General features: G+C 36.4%; 17 protein-coding genes. 9 read left to right on the top strand and 8 right to left on the bottom strand.

The window, feature by feature from the left end; genetic code table 11:
• Positions 1-36 precede the first annotated feature (36 nt).
• From FB551_RS18695 to FB551_RS18685, 3 genes are all read left to right on the top strand, one after another.
• Positions 37-549, top strand: coding sequence for a YceI family protein (locus FB551_RS18695; RefSeq protein WP_047428539.1), 513 nt, complete (start codon positions 37-39; stop codon positions 547-549).
• Positions 550-629: 80 nt separating this feature from the next.
• On the top strand, positions 630-1,457 hold the full coding sequence (gene ygiD, locus FB551_RS18690; protein ID WP_047428543.1) for a 4,5-DOPA-extradiol-dioxygenase: 828 nt from the start codon (positions 630-632) through the stop codon (positions 1,455-1,457).
• Between the two features lie 45 nt (positions 1,458-1,502).
• Positions 1,503-2,666, top strand: coding sequence for a carboxypeptidase-like regulatory domain-containing protein (locus FB551_RS18685; RefSeq protein WP_142018543.1), 1,164 nt, complete (start codon positions 1,503-1,505; stop codon positions 2,664-2,666).
• Between the two features lie 81 nt (positions 2,667-2,747).
• Here the strand turns inward: FB551_RS18685 and FB551_RS18680 are convergent, their stop codons facing one another.
• From FB551_RS18680 to hutH, 3 genes are all read right to left on the bottom strand, one after another.
• Entirely contained in the window at positions 2,748-4,229 is a 1,482-nt protein-coding gene (locus tag FB551_RS18680; RefSeq protein ID WP_142018542.1) for a S8 family peptidase, read from the bottom strand.
• Positions 4,230-4,320: 91 nt separating this feature from the next.
• On the bottom strand, positions 4,321-4,767 hold the full coding sequence (locus tag FB551_RS18675) for a GNAT family N-acetyltransferase (protein ID WP_142018541.1): 447 nt from the start codon (positions 4,765-4,767) through the stop codon (positions 4,321-4,323).
• A 130-nt stretch (positions 4,768-4,897) separates the two neighbouring features.
• Positions 4,898-6,385: a histidine ammonia-lyase gene (gene hutH, locus FB551_RS18670; RefSeq protein ID WP_142018540.1), complete on the bottom strand. Its 1,488-nt coding sequence runs from the start codon at positions 6,383-6,385 to the stop codon at positions 4,898-4,900.
• Positions 6,386-6,515: 130 nt separating this feature from the next.
• On the opposite strand from hutH, the gene FB551_RS18665 reads away from it, so the two are divergent.
• Positions 6,516-7,277, top strand: a complete 762-nt coding sequence (locus tag FB551_RS18665; RefSeq protein ID WP_142018539.1) for a hypothetical protein — start codon at positions 6,516-6,518, stop codon at positions 7,275-7,277.
• Between the two features lie 86 nt (positions 7,278-7,363).
• Positions 7,364-9,157, top strand: a complete 1,794-nt coding sequence (gene uvrC / locus FB551_RS18660) for an excinuclease ABC subunit UvrC (RefSeq protein ID WP_047428562.1) — start codon at positions 7,364-7,366, stop codon at positions 9,155-9,157.
• Positions 9,158-9,547: 390 nt separating this feature from the next.
• Here uvrC and FB551_RS18655 read toward each other — a convergent pair whose 3' ends face one another.
• The 4 genes from FB551_RS18655 to FB551_RS18640 all read right to left on the bottom strand — a co-directional run bounded on the left by FB551_RS18655 (position 9,548) and on the right by FB551_RS18640 (position 15,218).
• Positions 9,548-12,412, bottom strand: a complete 2,865-nt coding sequence (locus FB551_RS18655) for a T9SS type A sorting domain-containing protein (protein ID WP_142018538.1) — start codon at positions 12,410-12,412, stop codon at positions 9,548-9,550.
• A 77-nt stretch (positions 12,413-12,489) separates the two neighbouring features.
• Positions 12,490-13,233: a hypothetical protein gene (locus FB551_RS18650; protein ID WP_142018537.1), complete on the bottom strand. Its 744-nt coding sequence runs from the start codon at positions 13,231-13,233 to the stop codon at positions 12,490-12,492.
• A 10-nt stretch (positions 13,234-13,243) separates the two neighbouring features.
• On the bottom strand, positions 13,244-14,326 hold the full coding sequence (locus FB551_RS18645) for a putative type IX sorting system protein PorV2 (protein ID WP_047428571.1): 1,083 nt from the start codon (positions 14,324-14,326) through the stop codon (positions 13,244-13,246).
• A gap of 13 nt (positions 14,327-14,339) precedes the next feature.
• Positions 14,340-15,218, bottom strand: coding sequence for a DMT family transporter (locus FB551_RS18640; RefSeq protein WP_047428574.1), 879 nt, complete (start codon positions 15,216-15,218; stop codon positions 14,340-14,342).
• A gap of 171 nt (positions 15,219-15,389) precedes the next feature.
• Here FB551_RS18640 and FB551_RS18635 point away from each other — a divergent pair, with 171 nt between their 5' ends.
• Complete coding sequence (locus tag FB551_RS18635; RefSeq protein WP_142018536.1) at positions 15,390-15,911, top strand: GNAT family N-acetyltransferase; 522 nt, start codon at positions 15,390-15,392, stop codon at positions 15,909-15,911.
• Positions 15,912-16,192: 281 nt separating this feature from the next.
• Positions 16,193-17,821 carry an acyl-CoA carboxylase subunit beta gene (locus FB551_RS18630; RefSeq protein ID WP_047428580.1) on the top strand — a complete coding sequence of 543 codons (1,629 nt, stop codon included), beginning with the start codon at positions 16,193-16,195 and terminating at the stop codon, positions 17,819-17,821.
• Positions 17,822-17,902: 81 nt separating this feature from the next.
• On the opposite strand, the gene FB551_RS18625 is transcribed toward FB551_RS18630, so the two are convergent.
• A complete protein-coding gene (locus tag FB551_RS18625; RefSeq protein WP_142018535.1) occupies positions 17,903-18,100 on the bottom strand; it encodes a hypothetical protein in 198 nt (65 codons plus the stop codon).
• A gap of 683 nt (positions 18,101-18,783) precedes the next feature.
• On the opposite strand from FB551_RS18625, the gene FB551_RS18620 reads away from it, so the two are divergent.
• Both FB551_RS18620 and FB551_RS18615 read left to right on the top strand, forming a co-directional pair.
• Positions 18,784-21,924 (top strand): SusC/RagA family TonB-linked outer membrane protein, encoded by a 3,141-nt coding sequence (locus FB551_RS18620; RefSeq protein WP_142018534.1) that lies wholly within the window; start codon positions 18,784-18,786, stop codon positions 21,922-21,924.
• A gap of 26 nt (positions 21,925-21,950) precedes the next feature.
• Positions 21,951-23,606: a SusD/RagB family nutrient-binding outer membrane lipoprotein gene (locus FB551_RS18615; RefSeq protein ID WP_142018533.1), complete on the top strand. Its 1,656-nt coding sequence runs from the start codon at positions 21,951-21,953 to the stop codon at positions 23,604-23,606.
• Positions 23,607-24,228 lie beyond the last annotated feature (622 nt).

Raw genomic sequence — 24,228 nt, 5'->3', positions numbered from 1 at the left:
TGCATCATTAATAACAAACAAAAAATACGAAATACAATGGCAACAAAATGGATTTTAGACCCTACGCATAGTGAAATTACTTTTAAAGTAAAACACATGATGATCTCTAACGTAAAAGGAAGCTTCAGAACTTTCACTGCTGAAATTGACTCTGAGGACGAATTCTTTGCAAACGCTAAAACGACTGCTACCATCCAGACGGATTCTGTATTCACAAACAATACAGACAGAGACAATCACTTAAAATCTGCAGAGTTCTTCAATGCTGAAGTACATCCTACCATCACTTTTGAATCTCAGGCGTTAAATAATTCTATCGTTGGAAACCTTACCATCAACGGAATTACAAAACCTGTTAATCTTGATGTAGACTTCGGAGGAATTAACGTAGACCCATGGGGAAATACAAAAGCAGGTTTCTCTTTTGAGGGAAAAATCAGCAGAAAAGACTTTGGATTAAACTGGAATGCGGCTCTTGAAGCAGGAGGTGTAATGGTAAGTGATGATGTAAAAGTAGCTGGTGAATTACAGTTTGTAAAACAAGCATAGTCAATAACACATATTTTAAAAGGTTCAGGGATTTTTCTAAAAGCCTTGAACCTTTTATTTTTTTATAATCTTCAATATTTATGAACCTCAACGATCTCCAAAATATAAGTGACGGTTTTAAAAGTACACAGAGAATGCCTGTTTTATTTCTCGGGCACGGTTCACCAATGAATGCCATTGAAGAGAATCAGTTTGTACAGGGTTTCCGGAAAGCAGCTTTAGAAATTCCCAAACCTAATGCAATTCTTTGTATTTCTGCCCACTGGTATACAGACGGAACTTTTGTAACTGCGATGGATATGCCGAAAACCATTCATGATTTTTATGGTTTTCCAAAAGCCCTATTTGATGTGCAGTATCCTGCTCCGGGAAGTCCCGAACTGGCCAGAGAAACCGCAGAATTACTTCTTCCTGTAGAGGTGGAAGAAGATCACAGCTGGGGACTTGATCATGGTGCATGGTCAGTTATCAAACATATGTATCCCGATGCTGATATTCCTGTGATACAGCTGAGTATTGATCATACAAAACCTCCGCAGTATCATTATGATCTTGCCAAAAGACTGAACAAACTTCGTGAAAAAGGTATTCTTATTATCGGAAGTGGAAATATTGTTCATAACCTCCGTCTTATTGACTGGAAAAATATAAATACGGTGGGAGCCGGATGGGATTGGGCAGTGGAAGCCCGTGAAAAAACAAACAATTGGCTACTTGATGGTAATTTTCAGAATATTATTGATTACCAAAAGCAGGGAACGTTCTTACAGTATGCTGTTCCTACTCCTGATCATTATCTCCCTTTATTGTATACTTTGGGGTTAAAAGATCAGTCCGAAGAGCTTAGTTTATTTAATGACGATCTTATTGGAGGATCATTGAGTATGACAAGTGTAAGAATCGGATAAATTCTTCTTTTGTTTATCACTAAAAGTTTAGTAATATTGTTTACCATGAAAACAGTATTACTATTTTTTTTACTCACCACTTCCCTTTTTTCCGCACAAATGGTAAAAGGAACTGTGGTGGATGATACCGGCCACAGGATCTCTGGTGTTAACATTTATCTTGACGGTACGAAAACAGGGGCCGTTTCGGAAGAAGACGGAAGTTTCACATTACATGTTTCTGCTCAGAAATACGGAAATCTTGTTTTTCAAAAGGAAGATTATGAAACCATTACCATCGGATTACCGGATATCATCAACAAGACTTTAAAAGTGGTATTGACCAAAACCAATGCTATCGAAGAAATAAGACTCGTTCCTTACACTTCCGAAGCTTATCAGAACTATATCAATTATTTTCTGGACACATTTATAGGTAATCATCGTGATGATGTGAAAATCAAAAATCAAAGATCTTTAAAGTTTTCCTACGACAAAAAGAATAAGATTCTGAAAGTAAAAGCCCCCAATACACTCATTATTGAAAATAAAAATCTGGGCTATGAAATCAATTATAATCTGATCGCCTTTTCTTCGGATTTCAATTCTAAAATGGTTAATTATTCCGGAACCAGTTTTTTTAAAGAAACAAAAAATACGGATAAGGTGAAATTAAACCGGATGAATGCCTACGAAGGCAGTCAGCTTCATTTTTTCAGAAGTATCTATGAGAATAAAATTGCTGAGGCAGGTTTTATAGTGAATCAGGTAGTAAGAGTTCCTAACCCAAAGTATCCCACAGAGGAAGAATTAAATATTTTAAAAAATTATCTGGACCTCGTCACCCAACCTGATTTACATACGATTCCTGAAAATATCAGAGAAATTGCCCGTAGAAAAAATACTCAGAGCCCATACATGCTGGCTATTGTAAAAACTAAAATCCCTGATTCGGATTATGTTAAAAGACCGGAAGGGCATGTGTTTCTTGAATTTAAAGATATCCTGCAGGTCAACTATCCTAAGTTTTATTATGAACTTAAAGGAAAAGAATTTGTAAAAAGAACAGACAGAAGTATATTATCATCATTTCTGCATTCTGATGGAGAATCATTCGAAGTTTCAAAGGAAGGTAATATTACAATGCCTGATCAACTCATTAATGAAGGCGATTTCTCAAAAAATAAAATTGAAAATATGCTCCCTCTTGATTATCAATTAGGAGATTAATCTCAGGAACCGATTATTATATTAAAAAGGAAATACCTCAGCCGAGATATTTCCTTTTCTTTTTATTTGTAAGGATATTGTTTATTGTACCGCTTTCAGAACATTGATGTTTCCGTAGCCATAGCTTGAATTTACGTTTGGATAGTAAGTAGCTGCCTGTCTCATTTTATTGAGAACCTGATCTCTCGTCCATGATGGATTTTTAGCCCAAACCAACGCTGCAATTCCTGCTGTAGCTGCTGTAGCTACTGAAGAACCTCCCACATAATCTGCCTGTCCGTTGTAATAGCTCAATACAGGAACAGTATTTCCTGAAGGTCTCTCCATCTGGAAGGTAAAATCAATCTGACTTCCCGAGTGGCACACATCACATTTCTGATTGGAAGTATTTTCTTTCACTCCTGTTATCGCCTGAGTTTCCGGCATGGATGCAGGGAAAATTACTCCGACAAAACTAGTGAAACTGGTAGAAGTACCACCGGCACAGAAGATCAGTTTTCCTTTAGAATAAGCGTATTTCACACCGTCTTCAATTTTCCCGACAGAGAAAATATGCCCCATCGACATAGAAATGATCTTCACATTGGTATTGTTACCCAATTCTGTGAAAGCCGTTTTTACAGCAGTCTGTTCGCTGGAAGTTTCAAGAACAACATTTTCTGCAGCTCTGTAGGCGATCAGATTGGCATTATAAGCTACTCCTACAGGTAATCCTGCATTATTTCTCGGAGCCGCCATTACGGAAGCCATTTTTGTTCCGTGTCCGCACTGATCTCCTGATCCGTCAGAATTATATACTCCATATTTACTGATTGTTCTGCCTGAAGAAGCACCATTATTAAAGCTTCCTCCCAACAAAGTCTGTTCAGGTGAAACACCTGTATCAATAAGGCCAATAGTTACGCCTGCTCCGGTACTGTAGCTCCAGGCTTCAGGAATGCTGTGTTTAGTGAAAGCCCACGGTATTTTTGCACTTGGTGTCGTTGAAGTATAATCTGCAGTACTTAATACAGATGATGAAAATCCACATCCTGACGAACCACTTCCTGAAGATTTTGCAGCTGCATTATATTGAGCTTCAAATTCAAAATAATGATAATCTGCAGGTTCTACATATCGGATATTTTTCATTTGGCGAAGTGCGGAAACAGTTTCCTCATTTTCAATGACAACATCCATCTGATTAAGATACTGATCTGAAAGAAGGAGGAAATTTCTTTCGTCTTTTCCTTCATATTTTTTGATCACAGAAAGAACTTCTTTTTCGATATCATTGCTGTTTGGAGATTTACTTCTGTCGAAATCATCTTTAGAAGCTCCAAAACCGATAGATACCATTTTATTTCCGCGGAAAATAGCACTCCAAACGAAATGGTCGGATTCATTCTTCCAATTAAAAGTACCGTCCGTTTTAATTGCCTGATTGATCCTTTCGTTGATCTGTTTTGCAGTCAGCGGATCTTTCTGGGACATTTCAGTTTTTACATTTTCGTTCTGAAGTTCTTCTCTGGAACACGAGTTTAAGGCAAAAAATATTGCCAGTAGGAATACAGTTTTTTTCATATGTTATAATTTTGGTTGGAGCCACAATATAACACTTTAACAGGAATTAAAAATTGAAAAAAAATGAATTTAGCATTACACGAATATTAAATTATAATACTTTCCCGTAGCAGACACTTTGCTCTATTCCAACGTATTGCCCATAATTCGGTATTTTGTAAAAACCACTTTTTTCATACACTGAGATGGCGCCTTTCAAATCCCGGGAAGTTTCCAATACGGCTTTTGTAAAGTTCAATTCTGCAGCCCAGCTTTCAAGTTCTTTTACAATGGTGGAACCTAGTCCCTTCTTTCTGAATTCCGGATGGGTAAACATTCTTTTTATTTCTACCGTATCTTCTGAAAAGGGCTTGAATGCTCCACACGCAACAGGAATATCATCTATATAAGCTACGACACAATTTTTGATGCTATCAATTGTATTGAACTGAGCAAAAAAATCATCATTTTCGCCGTTATGCTCGGCTAAAGTAGCATCAAGGGATTTTACCAGTGTTTGAAAATCTTTATGGGTGGAATCTGTTCTGAGTATATACATTTTGTTTGGTTTAAAGATTAATGTGGGTAGAATCAAACCTTATAGGTTTTTGAAACCTATAAGGTTTAAACCCAGCCATTAATTAGAAAACACAAAAGCTCCCTTTCGGAAGCCTTTATTTTATCTTATATTAGTTGACAATAAATTTTCTTTCGTTAATTAACTCAGCAATTGCCAGCATATCTTTACCGATCAGCCTGTCATCTTCCAGCTTGGCAACTTTAGAACGAAGAATCGCAAAGTTTTCTTCAATTACTTTAGAGCATTTCGCAGGTCTTCTGAACTCAAGTCCCTGAGCTGCAAACATCAACTCAACAGATAGAATATTGACAAGATTTCCAAGAACCTGATTGAATTTTCTTCCTGAAATACTTCCCATAGAAACATGATCTTCCTGACCTAAACTTGTTGGAATAGAGTCTGCTGATGCCGGGAAACATAATGTTTTATTCTCTGTAACCAAAGCTGCTGAAGTATACTGAGGAATCATAAACCCGGAATTTAACCCTGAGCTTTCCGTTAATAATCTTGGAAGTCCGTATTTTCCTTCCAATAATAAATAACTTCTTCTGTCCGAAATATTCCCCAATTCTGCTGCTGCTAATGTAGCATAATCCAAAGGCAACGCCATCAGCTGTCCGTGGAAGTTTCCACCTGAAATAGATTCTTCAGCACTTAGTACGATCGGATTATCGGTAACGGAGTTCAATTCTGTTTCTGCCATTCCTTTAAGGTGCTCAAAGGCATTTCTGCTGGCTCCATGAACCTGTGGTACACATCTCATGGAATAAGGATCCTGAACTCTCTCACAGTCTTCGTGAGCTTTCATATTTTGTGATCCTTTCAGGAATTTAACCATTCTTGCAGCTACTTTTTTACTGCCTTCAAAAGGTCTGATCTCATGAAGCTCTTTTTTGAAAGGGCTTTCAGAACCTCTGTAAGCTTCAATACTCATAGCAGCTGTCATATCTGCAAGATCTAATAAGTATTCAAATTTCTCAAGTCCTTTGATGGCATGAGCAAGGATAAACTGCGTACCGTTGATCAAGCCTAATCCTTCTTTTGGGCCTAGAGCCAGGGGTTCAAGGTCATGCTTTTTCAAAACTTCCATGGTATCAGATACCTGATCTCCTTCCCAAACCTGTCCTAAACCAAGTAAGGGCAATACAAGATGCGCTAACGGAGCAAGATCTCCTGAAGCTCCTACAGATCCTTGTTCAGGAACCACCGGAATGATATCTTTTTCAAGCATCAGAATCATTCTTTCAATAACTTCCAGGGAAACTCCTGAAAATCCTTTCGAAAGAGCATGCACTTTGGCAATGATCATAATCTTGGAAAGCTCCTTATCAATAGGCTTTCCTACTCCTACGGCGTGAGAAATGATCAGATTATATTGTAACTGAGCTGTTTCGTCCGCTGAAATTTTAGTATCGCATAATGGCCCGAATCCTGTATTGATTCCATATACACATCTGTCTGATTCTACTATTTTCTGTACGTTTTTCTGAGATTTTAAAATTTGTTCTTTTGCTGCTTTGTTTAGCTTGGCTTTATTAGGTTTTTTACATATTTCCAGAACATCATGGAAAGTAAAAACATCTACTCCGTATATCATTTCTAAAAAATTTCCTTAAAATTACGCATTTAACAATAATTGGAAAAGCTAAATTTCAATCTTCTATATTTTTATAAAACAAGCGAAATAATTTACTACTTTTAGCCCTGAAAATTAAAAACAATAATACATGAGACTGAAAACTCTACTTCTTGCTGTATGTGTAGCAAGCACAACTGCTTTCGCGCAGAAAGTAAAATACTCTAAAGAGGATATCAAAAAAATGGAAACTTACCTTTTTAATGAGGGTTTTAATACTCCATCTCCTAAGAAAACATCTACCATCATCCTAAAAGACGGAACTACCTACAAAGGTTTCTGTAATAAGATTGAAACCAAAAAAGGACAGATCTACGAAGTCGCTATTAAAGACAGTGTTACCAAAAAGAATGCAACTTTCAATGCGGATCAGATCAATGAGATGTATGTGTATCCAAGCAATGCGGAGAAGATTGCAAAAGTGGCAAAATATATGGGGAATATCAGAAATTTCGGAACTAAGAAATTGACGAAAAACACCAATAATGACAGAATTTATTTTGTCAACCAGACTGTTTCTCTAAAGAACAAAAAAGATGATAAGGAATTTCTGATGCAGGTTATCAACCCAGGTTTTGATGATATTATTTCAGTATACCACGATCCGAGGGCTAAAGAAACTACAGGGTTTTCTGTAATGGGCTCTCCACAGCTTGGAGGCGGGGTTATCAAATCTTATTATGTAAAAAAGGGCAACAAAGTGATGTGGCTGCATAAAGATGATTTTGAAGATAATTACGATTTCCTTTTTGGAGATAACCAGGATTTTATGAAAAAATATCCTAAGAACTCTGTGGAATGGGATTACTTCAGTTTTCTTGTAAGTGAATATACTGCAATGGCAAACGGATAAAATACTTTGAACCATAAAATAAAACCTGTAGAGTCATCTTCAGGTTTTTCTTTTTTAAATAGGGAAAGTTTCCTTAATTTTGTTATATGAATCCTTCTTTAGAACTACAGCTCAAAACCTTACCATCCGAACCCGGCGTTTATCGTTATTATGATAAAAACGAACAGCTTTTGTATGTTGGGAAAGCTAAAAATCTGAAAAAGAGGGTACTCTCCTATTTCAACAAAAACCTTTCAGGATACAGGATCAAAATAATGGTCAGCAAAATCCAGCGACTGGAAACAACGATTGTAAACAGTGAGTATGATGCACTTTTACTGGAAAATAATCTGATTAAAGAATACCAGCCGTTTTATAATGTCATGTTGAAAGATGACAAGACCTACCCATGGATTTGTATCAAAAATGAAGATTTTCCCAGAATTTTTCTGACCCGGAATATGATTAAAGACGGATCAGAATATTACGGTCCGTATGCAAAAGTACGTCCTGCAAAGATATTGCTGGATACCATAAAACACATCTATAAGCTTAGAACGTGCAACCTGAATCTTTCTCCGGCCAAGATCGCAGATGGAAAATATAAAGTCTGTCTGGAATATCACATCAAAAACTGTGAAGGCCCCTGTGAAGATCTTGAAAGCAAGGAAGATTATGACGAAAAAATAGATGCTATCCGCGGAATTATCAAAGGAGATTTCCGTAAAGCAAAAGATTATCTGGTGAATCAGATGATGAAACTGGCGACCAACCTAAAGTTTGAAGAGGCCCAGATCATTAAGGAAAGACTGGATATTCTTGAAGATTATCAGGCTAAAAACACGGTTGTTAACCCTAATATTGATGATGTAGATGTTTTCGGAATGACCAGTGATGAAACAGCAGCATATGTCAATTTCTTTAAAATCAGAAACGGAAATATTATACAGAGTTTTACTACTGAAATTAAAAAGATTCTTGAGGAAACCGATGAAGATATTATGGAGGAAGCTTTGATAGAGATCCGTCAAAAGTTTTCTTCAGATTCTAAGGAAGTTCTTTTACCGTTTCATCTTTCTGTAGAAATTCCAAATGTAAAACTTATTGTTCCCAAGGTAGGAGATAAAAAAAGAATTGTAGAGCTTTCTGAAAAGAATGCTAAAGAATACCGTCTGGAAAAGCTGAAGCAGGTTCAGATTGTAGATCCTGAAAGACATACCAACAGAATTATGGCCGAAATGCAGAAACTGTTGAGAATGCCTGTAGAGCCAAGACATATTGAAGGTTTTGATAACTCCAATATTCAGGGAACGAATCCGGTATCGGCATGTGTTGTTTTTAAAGATGGGAAACCAAGTAAGGCAGATTACCGAATTTTCCACCCTAAAACCGTAGAAGGGCCAAACGACTTTGCAACAATGGAAGAGGTTATCTACCGCCGTTATAAAAGAATGCTGGATGAAGGGGAAAGCCTTCCTCAGCTGATTCTGATTGATGGTGGAAAAGGGCAGTTGTCTTCTGCTGTAAAAAGCCTGAGGTTATTAGGACTTTATGGAAAAATTACCATTGTAGGGATTGCCAAGAGACTGGAAGAAATTTTCTTCCCGGAAGATCCTATTCCTTTATATCTTGATAAAAAATCTGAAACGTTGAAAATCCTTCAGCGTGTCCGTGATGAAGCCCACCGATTTGGGGTAAAACATCACAGAACAAGAAGAAAAAATTCTACTATAAAATCTGAGCTGGAGGAAATTCCTGGTGTGGGAGAAAAAACTATTGAATTACTTCTGTCTAAACTGAAATCTGTAAAACGAATCAAAGAAGCTAATCTGGAAACCCTGGAAGAAATTCTGGGTAAAAGTAAAGCTAAGGTAGTTTGGGCGTTTTTTAATGCTAATTAATGATCCCGCTTACTACAGTGGTGAAGTTACCACAAATAAAAGATGCTTATTCGTAAGATTTCATAAGATATTTCTATTTTATCAAAATGAGACAAAAACTAAAATTCCTCCTGATATAACACTAACACAGCAACAAAACACCTAAATAAATAAATATTTTACTTAAAAATATTATTATATGTATTTTTTTCATAAATTAGAGTTATCAACTAATAACAATAATACTGTGAAAATTTTTCTCATTTTTACACCTATTTTAACGGTATCATTTTCCATCAATGGTTAGATTACTTTCCATAGCTAAAGGATGGAATGTTTAAAGTTTCAAAAATGAAAAACACATCAGCATATATATTATAAAAGGCTCTTTTTAAGAGCCTTTTACACGTATTATTTTTTTATAATCTTACCTACATATTCCCCTTTATTTGTTTTTAACTTAACAAAATATATTCCTGATGGAAGTTCTGCTACATCAATATTTTTATTATTGTAGATAATATTCTTCACAAGTTTTCCGGAGGCATCAAAAATTTTCACGTTTTCTATTTTAGAATTTTCGTTCAGTTTTATTGAAAAATATTCTGAAACAGGATTAGGATAAATCTGCAGATCTGCATTTCCTCTTTTACTTTCTGCGCCTGATATTTCATGGGTTGCAAGATAAACAGGCAGTGGATCAGTCACTACATACAATTCACTTCCATGTTCTTTGGTATTCATGGTCAGAAATAATTTCCCGCCATCTGTTCCCATTTTCTGAATATTTTCATTAACCAACAGCTGATTATCATCGTTTGTCACGAAAATATCCATCGGAGAAGTTGAAACACCGTCACTTTTCCATACCTTTTGGGAATCCCCATTAAGAAAGTAAAGATAATTGTTGGCACACGTCATATCTTTCACTGAAGAAAAATTTTGGGATAAATCAGATGTGCCATTCGCTGTTCCATCTGTTTTCCACAACTGTGTACTATTGTTATTGGTAAAAAATAACTGATTCCCACATTTTTTAAATTTTACATCACCCAAAAAGTTTCCCGCTAGTATCTGTTCTGTCCCTGCCACTGTTCCATCTGTAGAATGCAGCGCTGGAGAAGGATAACCTGAAGTGACATAAAAAAGTTTATTATTAAATATTATTGTTTCTCTCGCAATACTTGAAGAGCCATAAGGCGCAGCGTAAGATTTCAGTAATGTAGCAGATGCCTGATTACCGTTTGAAATCCAAAGTTCGTTTTGCCCAGAGCTGTAATTCGAAGGAGTATTTTCCTGTTGTTTTGTAAAGAATAATTTATTATTAAAAGCGTTCAGTACTTTAATATCTCCATCTGTCCCATCCTGATAGGAGAACTGTATTACCTTTTGGGTATTGGCTTCAGTAGCATCTGTTTTCCAGATCCCCAGTTTTCCATTATCTTTTGCCACAAAATAAGCAAAACCATTCAGTATTGCAGTTTTTGAATCTACAGAATAAAGACTTCCCATATTATCCTGGGAAATATCTTTGACCATACTAACAGTATTGGAAGTATTGTCAATCTTCCAAAGTTCAGTTCCTACCACATTATTATATCCGGCAAAAAGCAATGTATTATCGTTCAAGCTGGTATACGGTACCCTGCTGGTAATATTGGGGGATGATATTGACAAAGTATTGGCTTCTGTACCATCTGTTCTGTAAGCTGCTTCCGGAGTGTAAAGATAGTTTCCTACTTTAATGAAATTGTCATTAAAGTCACTGCCCATACCTATAAACGAATTTCCTCCAAAGCTGGATATTCTCTCAATCTGCTGTGTGATTTTATTTCTCTTATAAATCTGGCTGTTATACTGTCTGTCTGTCGCAATGAAAATAAGATCATCATTCAGTACCTGAAATGCATGAGGCAAAGAACTTTCAAATCTACTGATGTCCGAAGCTATTGCAGTCTGATGGGTCACCGGGTTTAGTGAAAATAGTTCAGTGCCATATTTAGGGGTATTTCCGGTAAGATAAATTTTAGAATTCAGGTCTACAAAACTATTATTATTTGGCATTCCAAGTCCTGAAATCTCAAAACTCTGTGAAGAATTTCCATTCACTATCCAATATCTGTTTCCATAATTAGCCATCGTAAGAATCAAATGATTATTATCTGAGCTGTTTCCATAAATCAAAGCTCCTGCGTGCGTATTGAACAGAACAGATCCGGCTTCTGTACCATCTGTTTCCCAGATATAATTACCATACATAGAGTTAACACCGTTGGCACTACTTTCAAAGAATATTTTGTTATTATATTTTACAAATTTCTTCATTGCCATAGAACTTGTAGCTCCAGGCATTAGATTTTTCAACAGATAAGTTCCTGCCGTTGTTCCATCAGAAACCCATGGTTCATAGCCATTTGCTGCATCAAATCCTGTAAAAACAAAATAATTATCAGCGGCAGCTCCTTCCAGCTGCGGATAACCTACAGATTTTATGGATACTGTTCCCGCTTCCGTTCCATCTGTTGAATATAATTCATATCCCGCTGTTCCTGTTCCAAGATTAACAACGAAGTATAGTTTATTTTTAAAGATCAGTGCTTTAAAATCGCCATTAATACTTCCACCTGCATTGGGAACAATATCCTTTAATAAAGATGTTCCGGCAACGGTTCCATCTGATTTCCATATCTCTTTTCCATGTGTGCCGTCATCTGCGGCCAGGAACAAAGTATTATTCATGGTATACATTTTTACATCACCGGAATATTGAAATGTTTTTAATAGCTGCAGGCTATCTGTAACGGTATTGTAAGACCAAAGTTCATTGTGGTGGTAGAAAAAGATATTATTTCCAACCGCAGCAGTTGCAGCCACCGAAAACTCAAAATTCAGATCTTTTACCTTGGATGTTCCTACCGTGGTTCCGTCTGTGACCCAAAGCTGATTATTGGACGAGCTATTGCTTTGTACAGCAATAAAGTAAATTTTATTATTGAGCCTCATAAAAGACGGATCTCCAGCCATCCCAATGCTGTATCCCGGAAAAACATTCTTCAGCAGAATTGATTTTTGAGTACCCGGATCAAAGCTCCACAGTTCCCTTCCTTCCTCTGTAGACTTGGTGGCTGTGAAAAGAATATGATTATTGTATTTTATAAAACTATCAGGATCACTGGAAGCCCCAAAATTAATTTCGTTTAACTGGGTATTAAATACACTTTGTGCGCTCGAAAATACTGACAGTATTGCCAGTATAGAAATGTAAACTTTTTTCATAGCTATTAGTTAAAATAAATCCTTAATTCTAAAAAGTTATGAATTAAGGATGATCTGTTTTTTATTATTGATGTAAATTATTTAGCAGCAAAAACTTCTTTGGAGTATCTTCCGTCAGTCTGTGGAATATCTATCACAATATTTCCGTTTTCAAAATATCCGATGGTAGTATTTCCATCAGCCATTTTTACAAGGAAGACAGCGTTCTTTGATGTTGCTTTGAAAACCGCAAAAGGTACAGAGCTGCCAGACTTTGCCAAAATAAACTGGCTAGGATCAATCTGTATCTTCTGAAGATTCAGTTTCCCATTCGAGTAATTACTTGATTCCGGAGTTGTTGCAGATGCTACAGCCACTACAGGCTCAGAAGATGAATTCTGAACAGTATTACCGGATGCAGGAAGTAGGGCAACCGGATTGGAAGCTGGTACTTTTATTAAAGCCAGTTTCAATGCTTCACCTAATCCTTCTTCAAATTCTTTAATATTTGAACTCCCTTTAGACTCCAGTATCAGGTTGTTATTACAATCTTTAAACTGTAATATCAGTTTATTTTTAAATATACTTTTATCATTGAGAACATCTGCTGTAATCACATTACAATAATTGATTTTTGCTTCAGACGGCCAGTTATCTTTAATGATAGGAAGAATTATATATTTTCTTTCTGTCAGAGCTTTAACAAAAGAGTTTTTTAATCCGTAATCTCCGTTGAAAGTCTGAAATTTTTCGGGAACTGCAACATATTTATAATCTGAAACCTTTTGTGCGAAAGCCATTGTTGAACAAACAGCCATCACCAATATTGATAACTTTTTCATTTTTATAATTTTAATCGTTTCTAAATGCTCCCATATCCAGTTTTAATGAGAAGAAATTGGAATAGAAATTAGATCCGCCAATCCCTGAATTCGTAATTGCATAATCCAGTGTAAGCCCTCTATATCTGATCCCAAGACCTGCACTCGGCTGGAAAGAAACTTTTCTCTTAAGGTCTTCTATATCTGTAATAGACTGGAATCTGTTGATCCCCAATCTCACAAAAATCATTTTCTGATATCCCAGTTCAGCTCCGGCATATGGACTGATACTGGCAAAATCTGTTGAAATTAAAGATGCAGTTTTAGCAAAATCAACATTGATCCCTGCTTCCGGTAATACATACACACTGCTATTAATTTCGAATAATTTGCTGGCACCTACATTCAGCTTAGGCATCGTAAGTTCCAGCTTATCTTTAGGTGCAGGGTTAAACTCTTCCCCGTTTACAACAGTAGAAAGTTCTTTCTGATTAATCGTCCAGAAGTTTACCGTAGTTGTAATATCTCTTACCATTCCCCCGAACTTCCATCCGTTATCTGCCTTGTAAATTGCTCCGACATCGAAACCAAAACCATAACCATTCGCAAATTTACCTACATTTCTATAAACTATTTTAGCATTCACCCCTACATCCAATTTTGGATTTCCTCCCGGTCGGAAAGCATAAGAAAGAATAGCAGCATAGTCGGACTGAGAAAACTTGGTAATTTTATCATAATCAATGTTTCCTTCAGAATCAATCATTTGGGTAGTATTCAAAATATTATCTACTCCAAGCCTTACTACCGAAACCCCAAAAACACCTTCTTCAAGTACTTTTGCATAGGCCAGATAGTCATATTTTGCAATGGACTCGAAGTATTCTGCATGCATTGCTGCCCCTTGCCAGTCTCTTTCAATTGACATTAAACCGGCAGGGTTCCACATTGGAGAATATACGTCATCCTGGTTCGTAATTACTGCTCCTCCCATTGCAAGACCTCTTGCTCCGGCACCGATATTTAAGAATTCATTGGAATATTTCCTGATAATCTGAGATTGAGAAAGCCCAAACAGCAGTGAAAATGCAAGTAAAAAATATTTTTTCATCATATAAATTTGATGCTTAGTTTAAGTTTTTAGTTTTTCTGGCTTTTATTAATCCGTTTGCAATGATTGCCAGTATCATAACACCTGAAGCAATATAAAATATAGGGCTCATATGTTCTGATTCCCCAAAGATAAAAAAAGCTAGTATAATTCCGTAGACAGGTTCTAAATTAACTGTTAAAATTAAAGTGAAGGGTGATATATATTTCATTAAATTCACAGATTCCAGCATTGGAAAAGCTGTAAAAACACTGGCTAACAAGCATATTAACGCCAGATCTCTGTAGTTTATTTCATTCATCTGAAAAATTTGCCCTGAAAGCAAATAAAATATCATTAAAATGAACCAACCGCAGAATATTTCATAAAAAATGATATTTCCTGAACTTGTTTTCCCAAACATCTTACCATTAAAAACAGAAAAAACAGTCCCGAATATAGCGCACAGAATTCCATACATAATACCCTCCTTAAAATGAAATTCTGTTTTAAAGATCAATAGTATACAGGCGACAATAACAGTTCCCATTAACACTTCAGATACATCAATTTTCCTTTTAAAAATAATAGGCTCGAGAATGGAGGCAAAAAGCGTAGATAATGAGAGACAGCTTAAGGCAATAGAAACATTGGAAACTTTAATAGAATAAAAAAAGCAATACCAATGAAGTGCCATGGCAAAACCTATGGCTGCCAGTTGAAAAAATATTTTTTTGGAGACCTTTATGCTCTCCTTTTTAAAAATCCGGATAAATAAGTAAAGAAAAACAGAGGCAAACAACATTCTGTAAAACACCAGAATCTGAGCATTGGCCTGAATCAGTTTTCCTAAAATTGCAGTGAACCCCCACAAAAATACTATTAAATGCAATCTGAAAAGTGCCAATTTATGCATACCCTATCCCCTTTTTATTTTAACGTGCAAATTTACAAATACGCTTTTATAAATCTTGCAAAAAAATATAAATTTACATTAATAAAAAGATAATAAATAAAGTTTTTAACAGCTTTACTCTTAATTCAGAACCATTCTATTAATTTAATAAAAAGGATCAATTATTTAATTATGATATTAAGCCAGAGCATAGAAATCAAAACAAAACGTCTGACCTTAAGTCCTGTTAAAGACTTACACATCGATGATATTTTGGAACATTTTACCAATGAGGTGACCAGATATATGCCTTTTAACCCGCAAGGGAATAGACAGGATATAATCACCTTTGTGAATGAATCAAAAAGAACTTTATTACAAAACACAGATCTTGTAATGGCTGCTATTGATTCTGATAGGGATTTTATAGGATGTTGCGGGATGCATAACATAACAGAAGAATCTGTTGAACTTGGCTTATGGCTAAAAAAGAGTTCTCAGGGGAAAGGATTAGGGACTGAAATCATAACGGCCCTGATAGAATTTCTGGAAAAGAATTTTACTTTAAACTATATTTTATATCCTGTAGATGAAGACAATAGAGCCAGCAGAAAAATTCCGGAAAAGCTAGGCTTTATTCCTGCAAAAAAATATAAAAAACAGAAGAATCATCTTACCGATCTGAATATTATAGAATATAGAAAATATTACTAACAACACACGCATTACTAAAAAAACCCTGAAAATTTGTTAAACTTTCAGGGCCTTCAAATAATAAACTATTAAAAAAATAAACTAGGAACAGAGTAATTTTCAGAGGTTATCACCCTCCATTACTCTTATGTAAAGTTAGAAAAAATATAAATTATTTGAAAATATTTTTTAGTTAAAAATTTCACAAATTACTAAAAACCAAATAATTAAACATCTGTTTTACTTCCAATTCGTATTCCTCATAAAAATAGTATCTTTAAGCGTAAAAAATTGAAAATTTTATGGACATCGAATTCAATAAACGAGAGGATCAGAACAGATTAAAATTATCTGAAATAAATCGCTTACTCACTGAAATTAAAAAAGGAGGTGGTGAGAAAAGGCTTCAAAAGCTTCGTGATGAAGGAAAAATGACAGCAAGAGAAAGAATAGATTATCTTCTCGATAAAGATTCAGATTCCATAGAAGTAGGAGCATTTGCAGGATATGAGATGTACCAGGAGCACGGAGGATGTCCTAGCGGGGGCGTTGTAGTAGTTATTGGCTACGTTTCCGGAAGACAATGTATTGTAGTGGCTAATGATGCTTCTGTAAAAGCAGGTGCATGGTTTCCTATCACAGGAAAGAAAAACCTGAGAGCACAGGAAATTGCTATGGAAAACAAACTGCCTATTATTTATCTGGTAGACTCTGCGGGTGTTTATCTTCCTATGCAGGATGAAATTTTCCCGGATAAAGAACATTTTGGGCGGATTTTCAGAAATAATGCTAAAATGAGTTCTATGGGAATCATCCAGATCTCCGCTGTTATGGGGAGTTGTGTAGCTGGAGGAGCTTATCTTCCCATTATGAGTGATGAGGCTATGATTGTGGATAAAACGGGCTCTATTTTCCTTGCCGGAAGCTATCTTGTAAAGGCTGCTATCGGGGAAAGTATTGATAATGAAACATTAGGTGGAGCTACCACTCACTGCTCTATTTCGGGAGTAACGGATTATAAAGCTAAAGATGATAAAGACGCTCTAAATAGGATCAAAACCATCATGAAATCTATCGGAAGTACTGAAAAAGCAGGCTTCGACAGGATAGAAAGCTTTCCACCAAAAGAAAACCCTGAAAATATTTTCGGAATTATGCCGGTTTCAAGAGCTGAGCAATACGATACCTATGAAATTATCAAGTGTATTGTGGATAACTCCGAGTATGATGAATATAAACCAGACTATGGTAAAAGTATTATCTGCGCAACTGCCAGAGTGGATGGCTGGTCTGTAGGCATTGTAGCCAATCAGAGGAAGCTGGTAAAAAGTGGAAAAGGAGAAATGCAGTTCGGAGGGGTAATCTACTCTGATTCTGCTGATAAAGCTACCCGATTTATTGCCAACTGTAATCAAAGAAAGATACCTTTGATCTTCTTACAGGATGTTACCGGGTTTATGGTAGGTTCCAAATCAGAACATGGCGGAATTATCAAAGACGGAGCTAAAATGGTAAATGCAGTTTCCAATTCTGTTGTTCCTAAGTTCACTATTATTACAGGTAATTCTTATGGAGCAGGAAATTATGCAATGTGTGGAAAAGCTTATGATCCAAGATTAATTGTTGCATGGCCCTGGGCAGATCTGGCAGTAATGGGTGGAGCGCAAGCTGCAAAAGTACTGGCTCAGATTCAGGAATCAACATTGAAAAAACAAGGAAAAGAAATTTCCGAAGAGGAGCACAATGAAATTCTGGATACGATCTCAAAGAAATACCAGAAACAAACTGAATCTACGTATGCCGCAGCAAGATTATGGACAGATGCTATCATCAATCCTGCCGATACAAGAAAGTGGATTTCTATGGGAATTGAAGCAGCAAATCATGCTCCTATTACAGAGAAATTCAACCTTGGAGTAATACAGGTATGATCATTATTCATAAATAGAAAACGGCTATCTCAGGATTTTGAGATAGCCGTTTTTTATTTATCCTTTAAAATAGGAAGTATTTTACTTGCCATATTCTTCCTTACAAAATTCTATGGGCCCACCAAGTTTCATACAGCATTGATACTTAGTCATACAAATTCCATTTGGCCAGCCCGGAGGATAGCACATTCCAAATGCAGGATCATCAGGACATGCAGGTCCTCCACTTCCTTTTAATGATTTTAAACTCTCTCTTGAAACCTTTACCAGATTTTTCATAGTTATTTTAGTTTTTGATATTTCCTACTCTATTTAAGCTTTTCGGATAACGCTTTTCTAAATTACTATTTTTTCCAAACATGGTGAAATTTAATTAAAAGTTCTATTACCTTAGTTACTAAAAATCAGACAAATGATTGTTATAGAGACTATTGAATTATGCTTTATACAATTTAATCTAATTTACTTAGCCTCCTACAACGTGACAGATATAATCCGGTAAACTGTAGTAAAACAGCAGCTGGAAATGGATTGGCGGTTAAGGTGAGTAATTTGGGTTTTGAAGAATAAATGATTAATGATAATTACTACATTACATTACTCATTACTCATTACTTATATCTGATTCTGTACCTATTGGGTATAAAGCAAAAAACCATTGTGATAACGATAAGGGATTTCCCATACACATTATATAAAATAACAATAAATACTTTACAATCCTTTATTTAATAACAAAACCCTCATATCATATAAAAAGTAAAAAAATAAAATTTACAGATAATAATAGATAGTCATTTTTTATATTTTCAATATTGTTAATTAAAGAAAATTATACATTAAAATCAGCATTAACAAGAAAACAACAACCTTGCAAGCGCTGATAACCAATACGTTATATTTAAATTTATCTTGCTGTATCAGTTTTTTTTATATATTGCAATAAGCAAATGATGAACAAAATGAAACAATTAAGTACAAGACTTCCCTTGGCTGTTGGTGTTTTTTGTTTTCTATTGAGTACAAACCACGTAAGTGGTCAAAATGCAAAGAAAGATTCAATAAAGAATAAACAAATCGATGAAGTTGTTGTTACTGCACTTGGGATCAAAAGAGATCAGAGAAAATTAGGCTATGCCATTACCAAAGTTGAGGCCAAAGACATTACCCAGGCTGGTGTTGTTAATCCCATGGAAGCCCTTCAGGGAAAACTTCCGGGTGTAGAAATTACGGCAGGATCCGGAGGTCCGCAGTCCAGCGCCAGGATTCAGATCCGCGGAAACACATCATTAGGTAACAATAACCAGCCGTTGATAGTAGTTGATGGAGTAATTATTGATAATGGAGTAACCGGTGCTGATTCCTGGGGATCCGGTTATGATTTCGGTAATGAAATGAAAAACCTGAACTCAGATGTTTTTGAATCCGTTTCCATACTAAGAGGTGCTGCAGCATCGGCTCTTTATGGTTCCCGGGCTGCTAACGGGGTTATTGTCATTACAACGAAGAAAGGAAAAGGTACGAATGGATTGGGTGTCCGGATAAATTCTTCTCTTACTACACAGCATGTCTATAGCGGTCCCAGGTTTCAGAATGAATTCGGTGCCGGTATCGGACCCAATTTTTCAACGGATGCTAACGGAGACCGTTTTATTGATCCAAACAATTTTTTTTACAGCTACGGGCCAAAATTTGACGGAAAACCAGTACAGGATATTGATGGCAGGACCATTCTGTGGAATCCTCAGCCAAATAATTACAAAGATATTTATCAGGTAGGATTTGATCGGAAAAACTCATTCGAGCTCTCCGGAGGAAATGATAAATCTACAATCTTATTGAGTTATACCAATCAGGAAGCTGATGGTATTCTTCCCCGTAATAAGTTTATCAAAAATGCCTATTTTATTCGTGCAACCCATCAGTACAATAAATATTTGCAGGTAGATGCAAGTTTCAATTATAACCGCTCTTTCGGTCAGAATCCCGTACCTCAGGGAGGAAATGAGAGTCCACTCTTTAGTTTCATTTATGGTACTCCCAGAAGTTTTGATGCTGTATATTGGAAAAACAATTATCTGGATCCTGTAAATGGGGGACGAAAACAAGACAGTGCAGATCCTTACGGTATGACGTCTACTTATTTTAATATTTTCCAGAACACAAGAACCCAGAAGGAAAACAATTATATAGGCAGGCTAGAGCTCAAATCCCAGCTAACAGACTGGCTTAACTTGATGATAACCGGCAATTTCAACAATTATGATTTTCTTAATGAATCTAAAATACTCGGAGAAAATGCAGGATTCGCTGGTGGTGGGTATAGCATTCTGGAAGGAAGAAAGGAACAGTATACTACTAAATTTTTATTAAACGCCAACTTCAAATTAACAGAAAATCTCACCCTCAATGCATCTGTTGGAGGAGAAGATTTCAGATCAAAATACAAAGCTACAAGACAATGGACAAATGGAGGGCTTAATTCTCCTGGTGTTTTCCAAATCCAGAACTCAATAGATCCGATAGGAAGCGAGACCTATTATACCGATGGTAATCAGTCCCCTAAAAGAATCCAGGGTTTGTATGCCTTTGCTAATTTCGCATGGAAAGATCAGCTATTCATCGATATTACAGGCCGGAATGACTGGTCTTCCACATTGGCATATCCTGATGGACATGGAAGTATAAGCTATTTCTATCCTTCATTTGTTGGAAACTGGATATTTTCCAATTCTTTTAAACTTCCGGATTGGATAAACTCCGGAAGCCTGAGAGGAAGCCTGGCATGGGTAGGAAGAGATACTTCACCATACAACACAAGCTCCGGCCTTTATTACAAACCCGACCCCTCTGCTTACAATTCCCCAGATGGAACCCGCATTCCGCTAGTCGGCTTCAATAGTAACTCACTCGCGAATTTAAATTTAAAAAATGAATTGAGCAGATCTGTAGAATTTGGATTAAATATGGCTTTCTTCAGTAACCGGCTGGATTTTGATGTTTCTTTTTATAAAACCAATACGACGAATCAGCTGTTAACACTTTCCTTACCGCAAGAATCGGGACTCAGCCAACAGCAGATCAACGCCGGAAATCTGCAAAATCAAGGCATCGAGGTAGTTGTCAACGCAGTTCCGGTGAAACAACCTAACTTCAAATGGAATACCACAGTTACATTCTCTCAAAACAGAGATAAGCTGATTGAACTTTATCCCGGCGTTACTGAATATGTATTAAACTGGGGTATGGGGACTGATTTCAAAAGTATAGCAATACCAGGCCAACAATATGGTTTGATCCAAACCAAATATGCCTATGCCAGATATCAGGCGCTGGATGTGAATGGCAATAAAATTGACGATCCCAGAAACGGAATGAAAGTTCTGAAAGCTGATGGTTCTTACCTGAGATCAGATTCTTACCAAAATCAGGGATATACTACAGTAGGGAAATTAACTCCTGATTTTTTAGCCAGCTTCAGAAACACTTTCAGATATAAAAATTTATCTTTAAGTGTGTTGATAGATGCCAGAGTAGGAGGTGATATTCTTTCCGCCACCTACAATTATGGCGTTCAGCTTGGCAACCTGTCATCCACGTTAAAGTATAGGGATGAGGAAAGAGGAGGAATCAAATATACAGATTCCCAGGGCAACACTCAATATGGGGTAATTCCCGATGGAGTATTTGGCCAAAATTCCATTATAAAAGATAAACAGGGAGTCTCCAGAGATGTAAGTGGAATGACTTATCAGGAAGCTTATGAAAAAGGATGGATCAACCCTGTAAATATGGCTTCCTATTATGATAATCTAGCCTCATGGGGCAATGGTATCCGGGAACAGGCCGTGTTTGAAAATACATGGATATCTCTCCGTGAAGCACGTCTGACCTACTCTTTTAAACCTGAAATGATCAAGTCTCTTGGAGTAAATACTCTGAACCTTTCCCTTATAGGCAGGAACTTATTTTATATATACAATAAACTACCGGATGGAATAAACCCGGAAGGAAAATATTCCAACAGCGCAGGCAGCTTTGCGGAATATGGAGGTTCTCCCATGTCCAGATATTTCGGATTCAATCTGGATTTCTCATTCTAAAATAGTAACTCGAAAAATGATCAAAAATGAAAAAAATACTTATAGTTACTCTGTCATCTCTCTTTTTTATATCCTGTACCCGCGATTTTGCTGAGATCAATACAAATCCGGTAGATCAAATAAACGCTACCCCTGAAGAACTTCTGACTTTAGCCATTATGAAAGGTTATAATGGCAGTTTTGAATATTATTACGATTATTACCGCAGAATTATGCCCTGGACCCAGACCCTGGTGCCCAGTACCGGTAACTCTTCACAGTTCATGGATGATGGTTCAAATATGAATCAAAGGAAAGATATTTTTTATGGAGACCATGGCGCTTTACTCACAGACATTATTTACAAAATTGACCACATGCCGGCCGAAGAACAAATAAAATACGTAAACATTAAAAGCATCGCTGCAATTTTAAAAGTTTATTATGCATGGTATGTAACAGATGTGAATGGAAGTGTGGCTTATACAGAAGCTTTTCAGGCCCGATATGGAGGTACACAGACGCCCGGCTTTGAAACGCAGGAACAATTGTATGATGTTTTTGACACACAGCTAAATGATGTTTATACGGCCATACAAAGTGCAGATCAATCCGTACAGGTAAATCCGGGAGATAAAGATTTATTTTTTAAAGGAGATATAAGCAAATGGAAAAGAGTAGCCAATTCGCTAAGATTAAAAATTGCATCAAGGCTCATAAAAAGAAATCCATCCAAAGTGACGGCCATTGCTACACAGGTTTTATCAAGGGATGAGATTAACAGTACAGCGTCAAGCTTCATGTTACGCGCCAGAAGATTTACAGAGCATGGTAATTTTAATCCTGCAGGAATGTCTGCCACAAAACCTATGGTTGATTTTATGAATGAAAACAAAGATCCCAGAATATCAATATTTTTTCAGCAGAATGATTATTCCCAACAAAATATAAATAAGCTCGCAGCTGCCGGTAAAATGCAACACGTTACGGAAGGTCAGCGTTATGTTGGTGGTCCTGTCAGTCCTAATATGGTACCAGCCAACATGAGCCGTTATTACACTTCTGCAAAAAGATTATTAGATGGAGTGAATTATGATACAATTTCCAGATTGCAATATAGAATCTGGAGACCGGAAAATACTTCTAATGGCATTATTGGAACAGGAAATGCAGTATTTCCCATTCTTACGTACGCTGATTATTCTTTATTAAAGGCAGAACTGGCAGCAAGAAACATTATTCCTGCGAATGCAAAAGATCTTTACGAACAGGGAATCAGAGCGTCTGTTGAAACCTATAACTATATTGCCAAAGAAGCATTGGTAGATAGCTATACAGCAGCCAATGATAACGATATTACAGCTTATCTTAATGAACCGCAGATCAAATTTAATCCATCATCGGCACTGGAACAAATCATAATTCAGGAATATCTCAACTATTTCAAACAGCCCAATGAAGTATGGGCATTGATTAAAAGAACAGGAATGCCTAATATTTCAACTTCTCTAAAGCTAGAGAATACAGTTAATGGGGCTGGAGTTCTGCTTACTATGCCAAGAAGAATTGTTCTTCCCACTCCTTCAAAAGATAATCTGAATTATAAAAATCAAAATGAAGCACTGAACCAAATGAAGCAGGATCCTGATTTTGGAACCAGTGAAAGTGATATACAAGGCCGAATTTGGTGGGATAAGAAATAATCGCACGAATAAAGTCTACTCTGTGATAAACAATTGAACAATAATAATGCTCTTGTTATTTTGTAATACGAAAAAGTACAGTGTAAAGCCTTCACAACAATTCAATTAATTGAAAGTGACTTACATAGAGAAATTTATCTATTAGTGAAGTTTCTTTACAATTTCTTTATGTCATCCTCAGGGTCTAAGTACCATACTTTACAATCTTCACTATTTTTGGTCTTGGATCCTTAGAGGATGATAGTTTTATTTTAATTTGAATGATGGGGATAACAAATGAATTACAGATAGTAATCAGGAGCTTTTTCCCGCTATTCATTCATACTCCTCGCGCCTAGTGCTTTCCCATGCGCGAAGCCCGCGGTTCTACACCACTGCTGCGGGGTAACCATTGCTATCGGGGCTAGGGAGAAACATGAATGATAAGTGATAATTGATGATTGCTTATTACGCGCATCTATTATCTATTATCTATTATCTATTATCTATTACTCATTACCCATTACTCATTACTCATAACCCTGAGTTGGGTATAAAGCAAAAAAAAATCCTTTATCGTTATGATAAAGGATTTTTAAAAATAAAATAAAAACTGGCGGCGGCCTACTCTCCCGCGTTAGCA

It is taken from the genome of Chryseobacterium aquifrigidense (genome assembly GCF_006716485.1).
In the GTDB taxonomy this organism is placed as follows: domain Bacteria; phylum Bacteroidota; class Bacteroidia; order Flavobacteriales; family Weeksellaceae; genus Chryseobacterium; species Chryseobacterium vietnamense.
The sequence above is the reverse complement of the archived record's forward strand: the minus strand, read 5'-3'. Positions and strand labels throughout refer to the sequence as shown.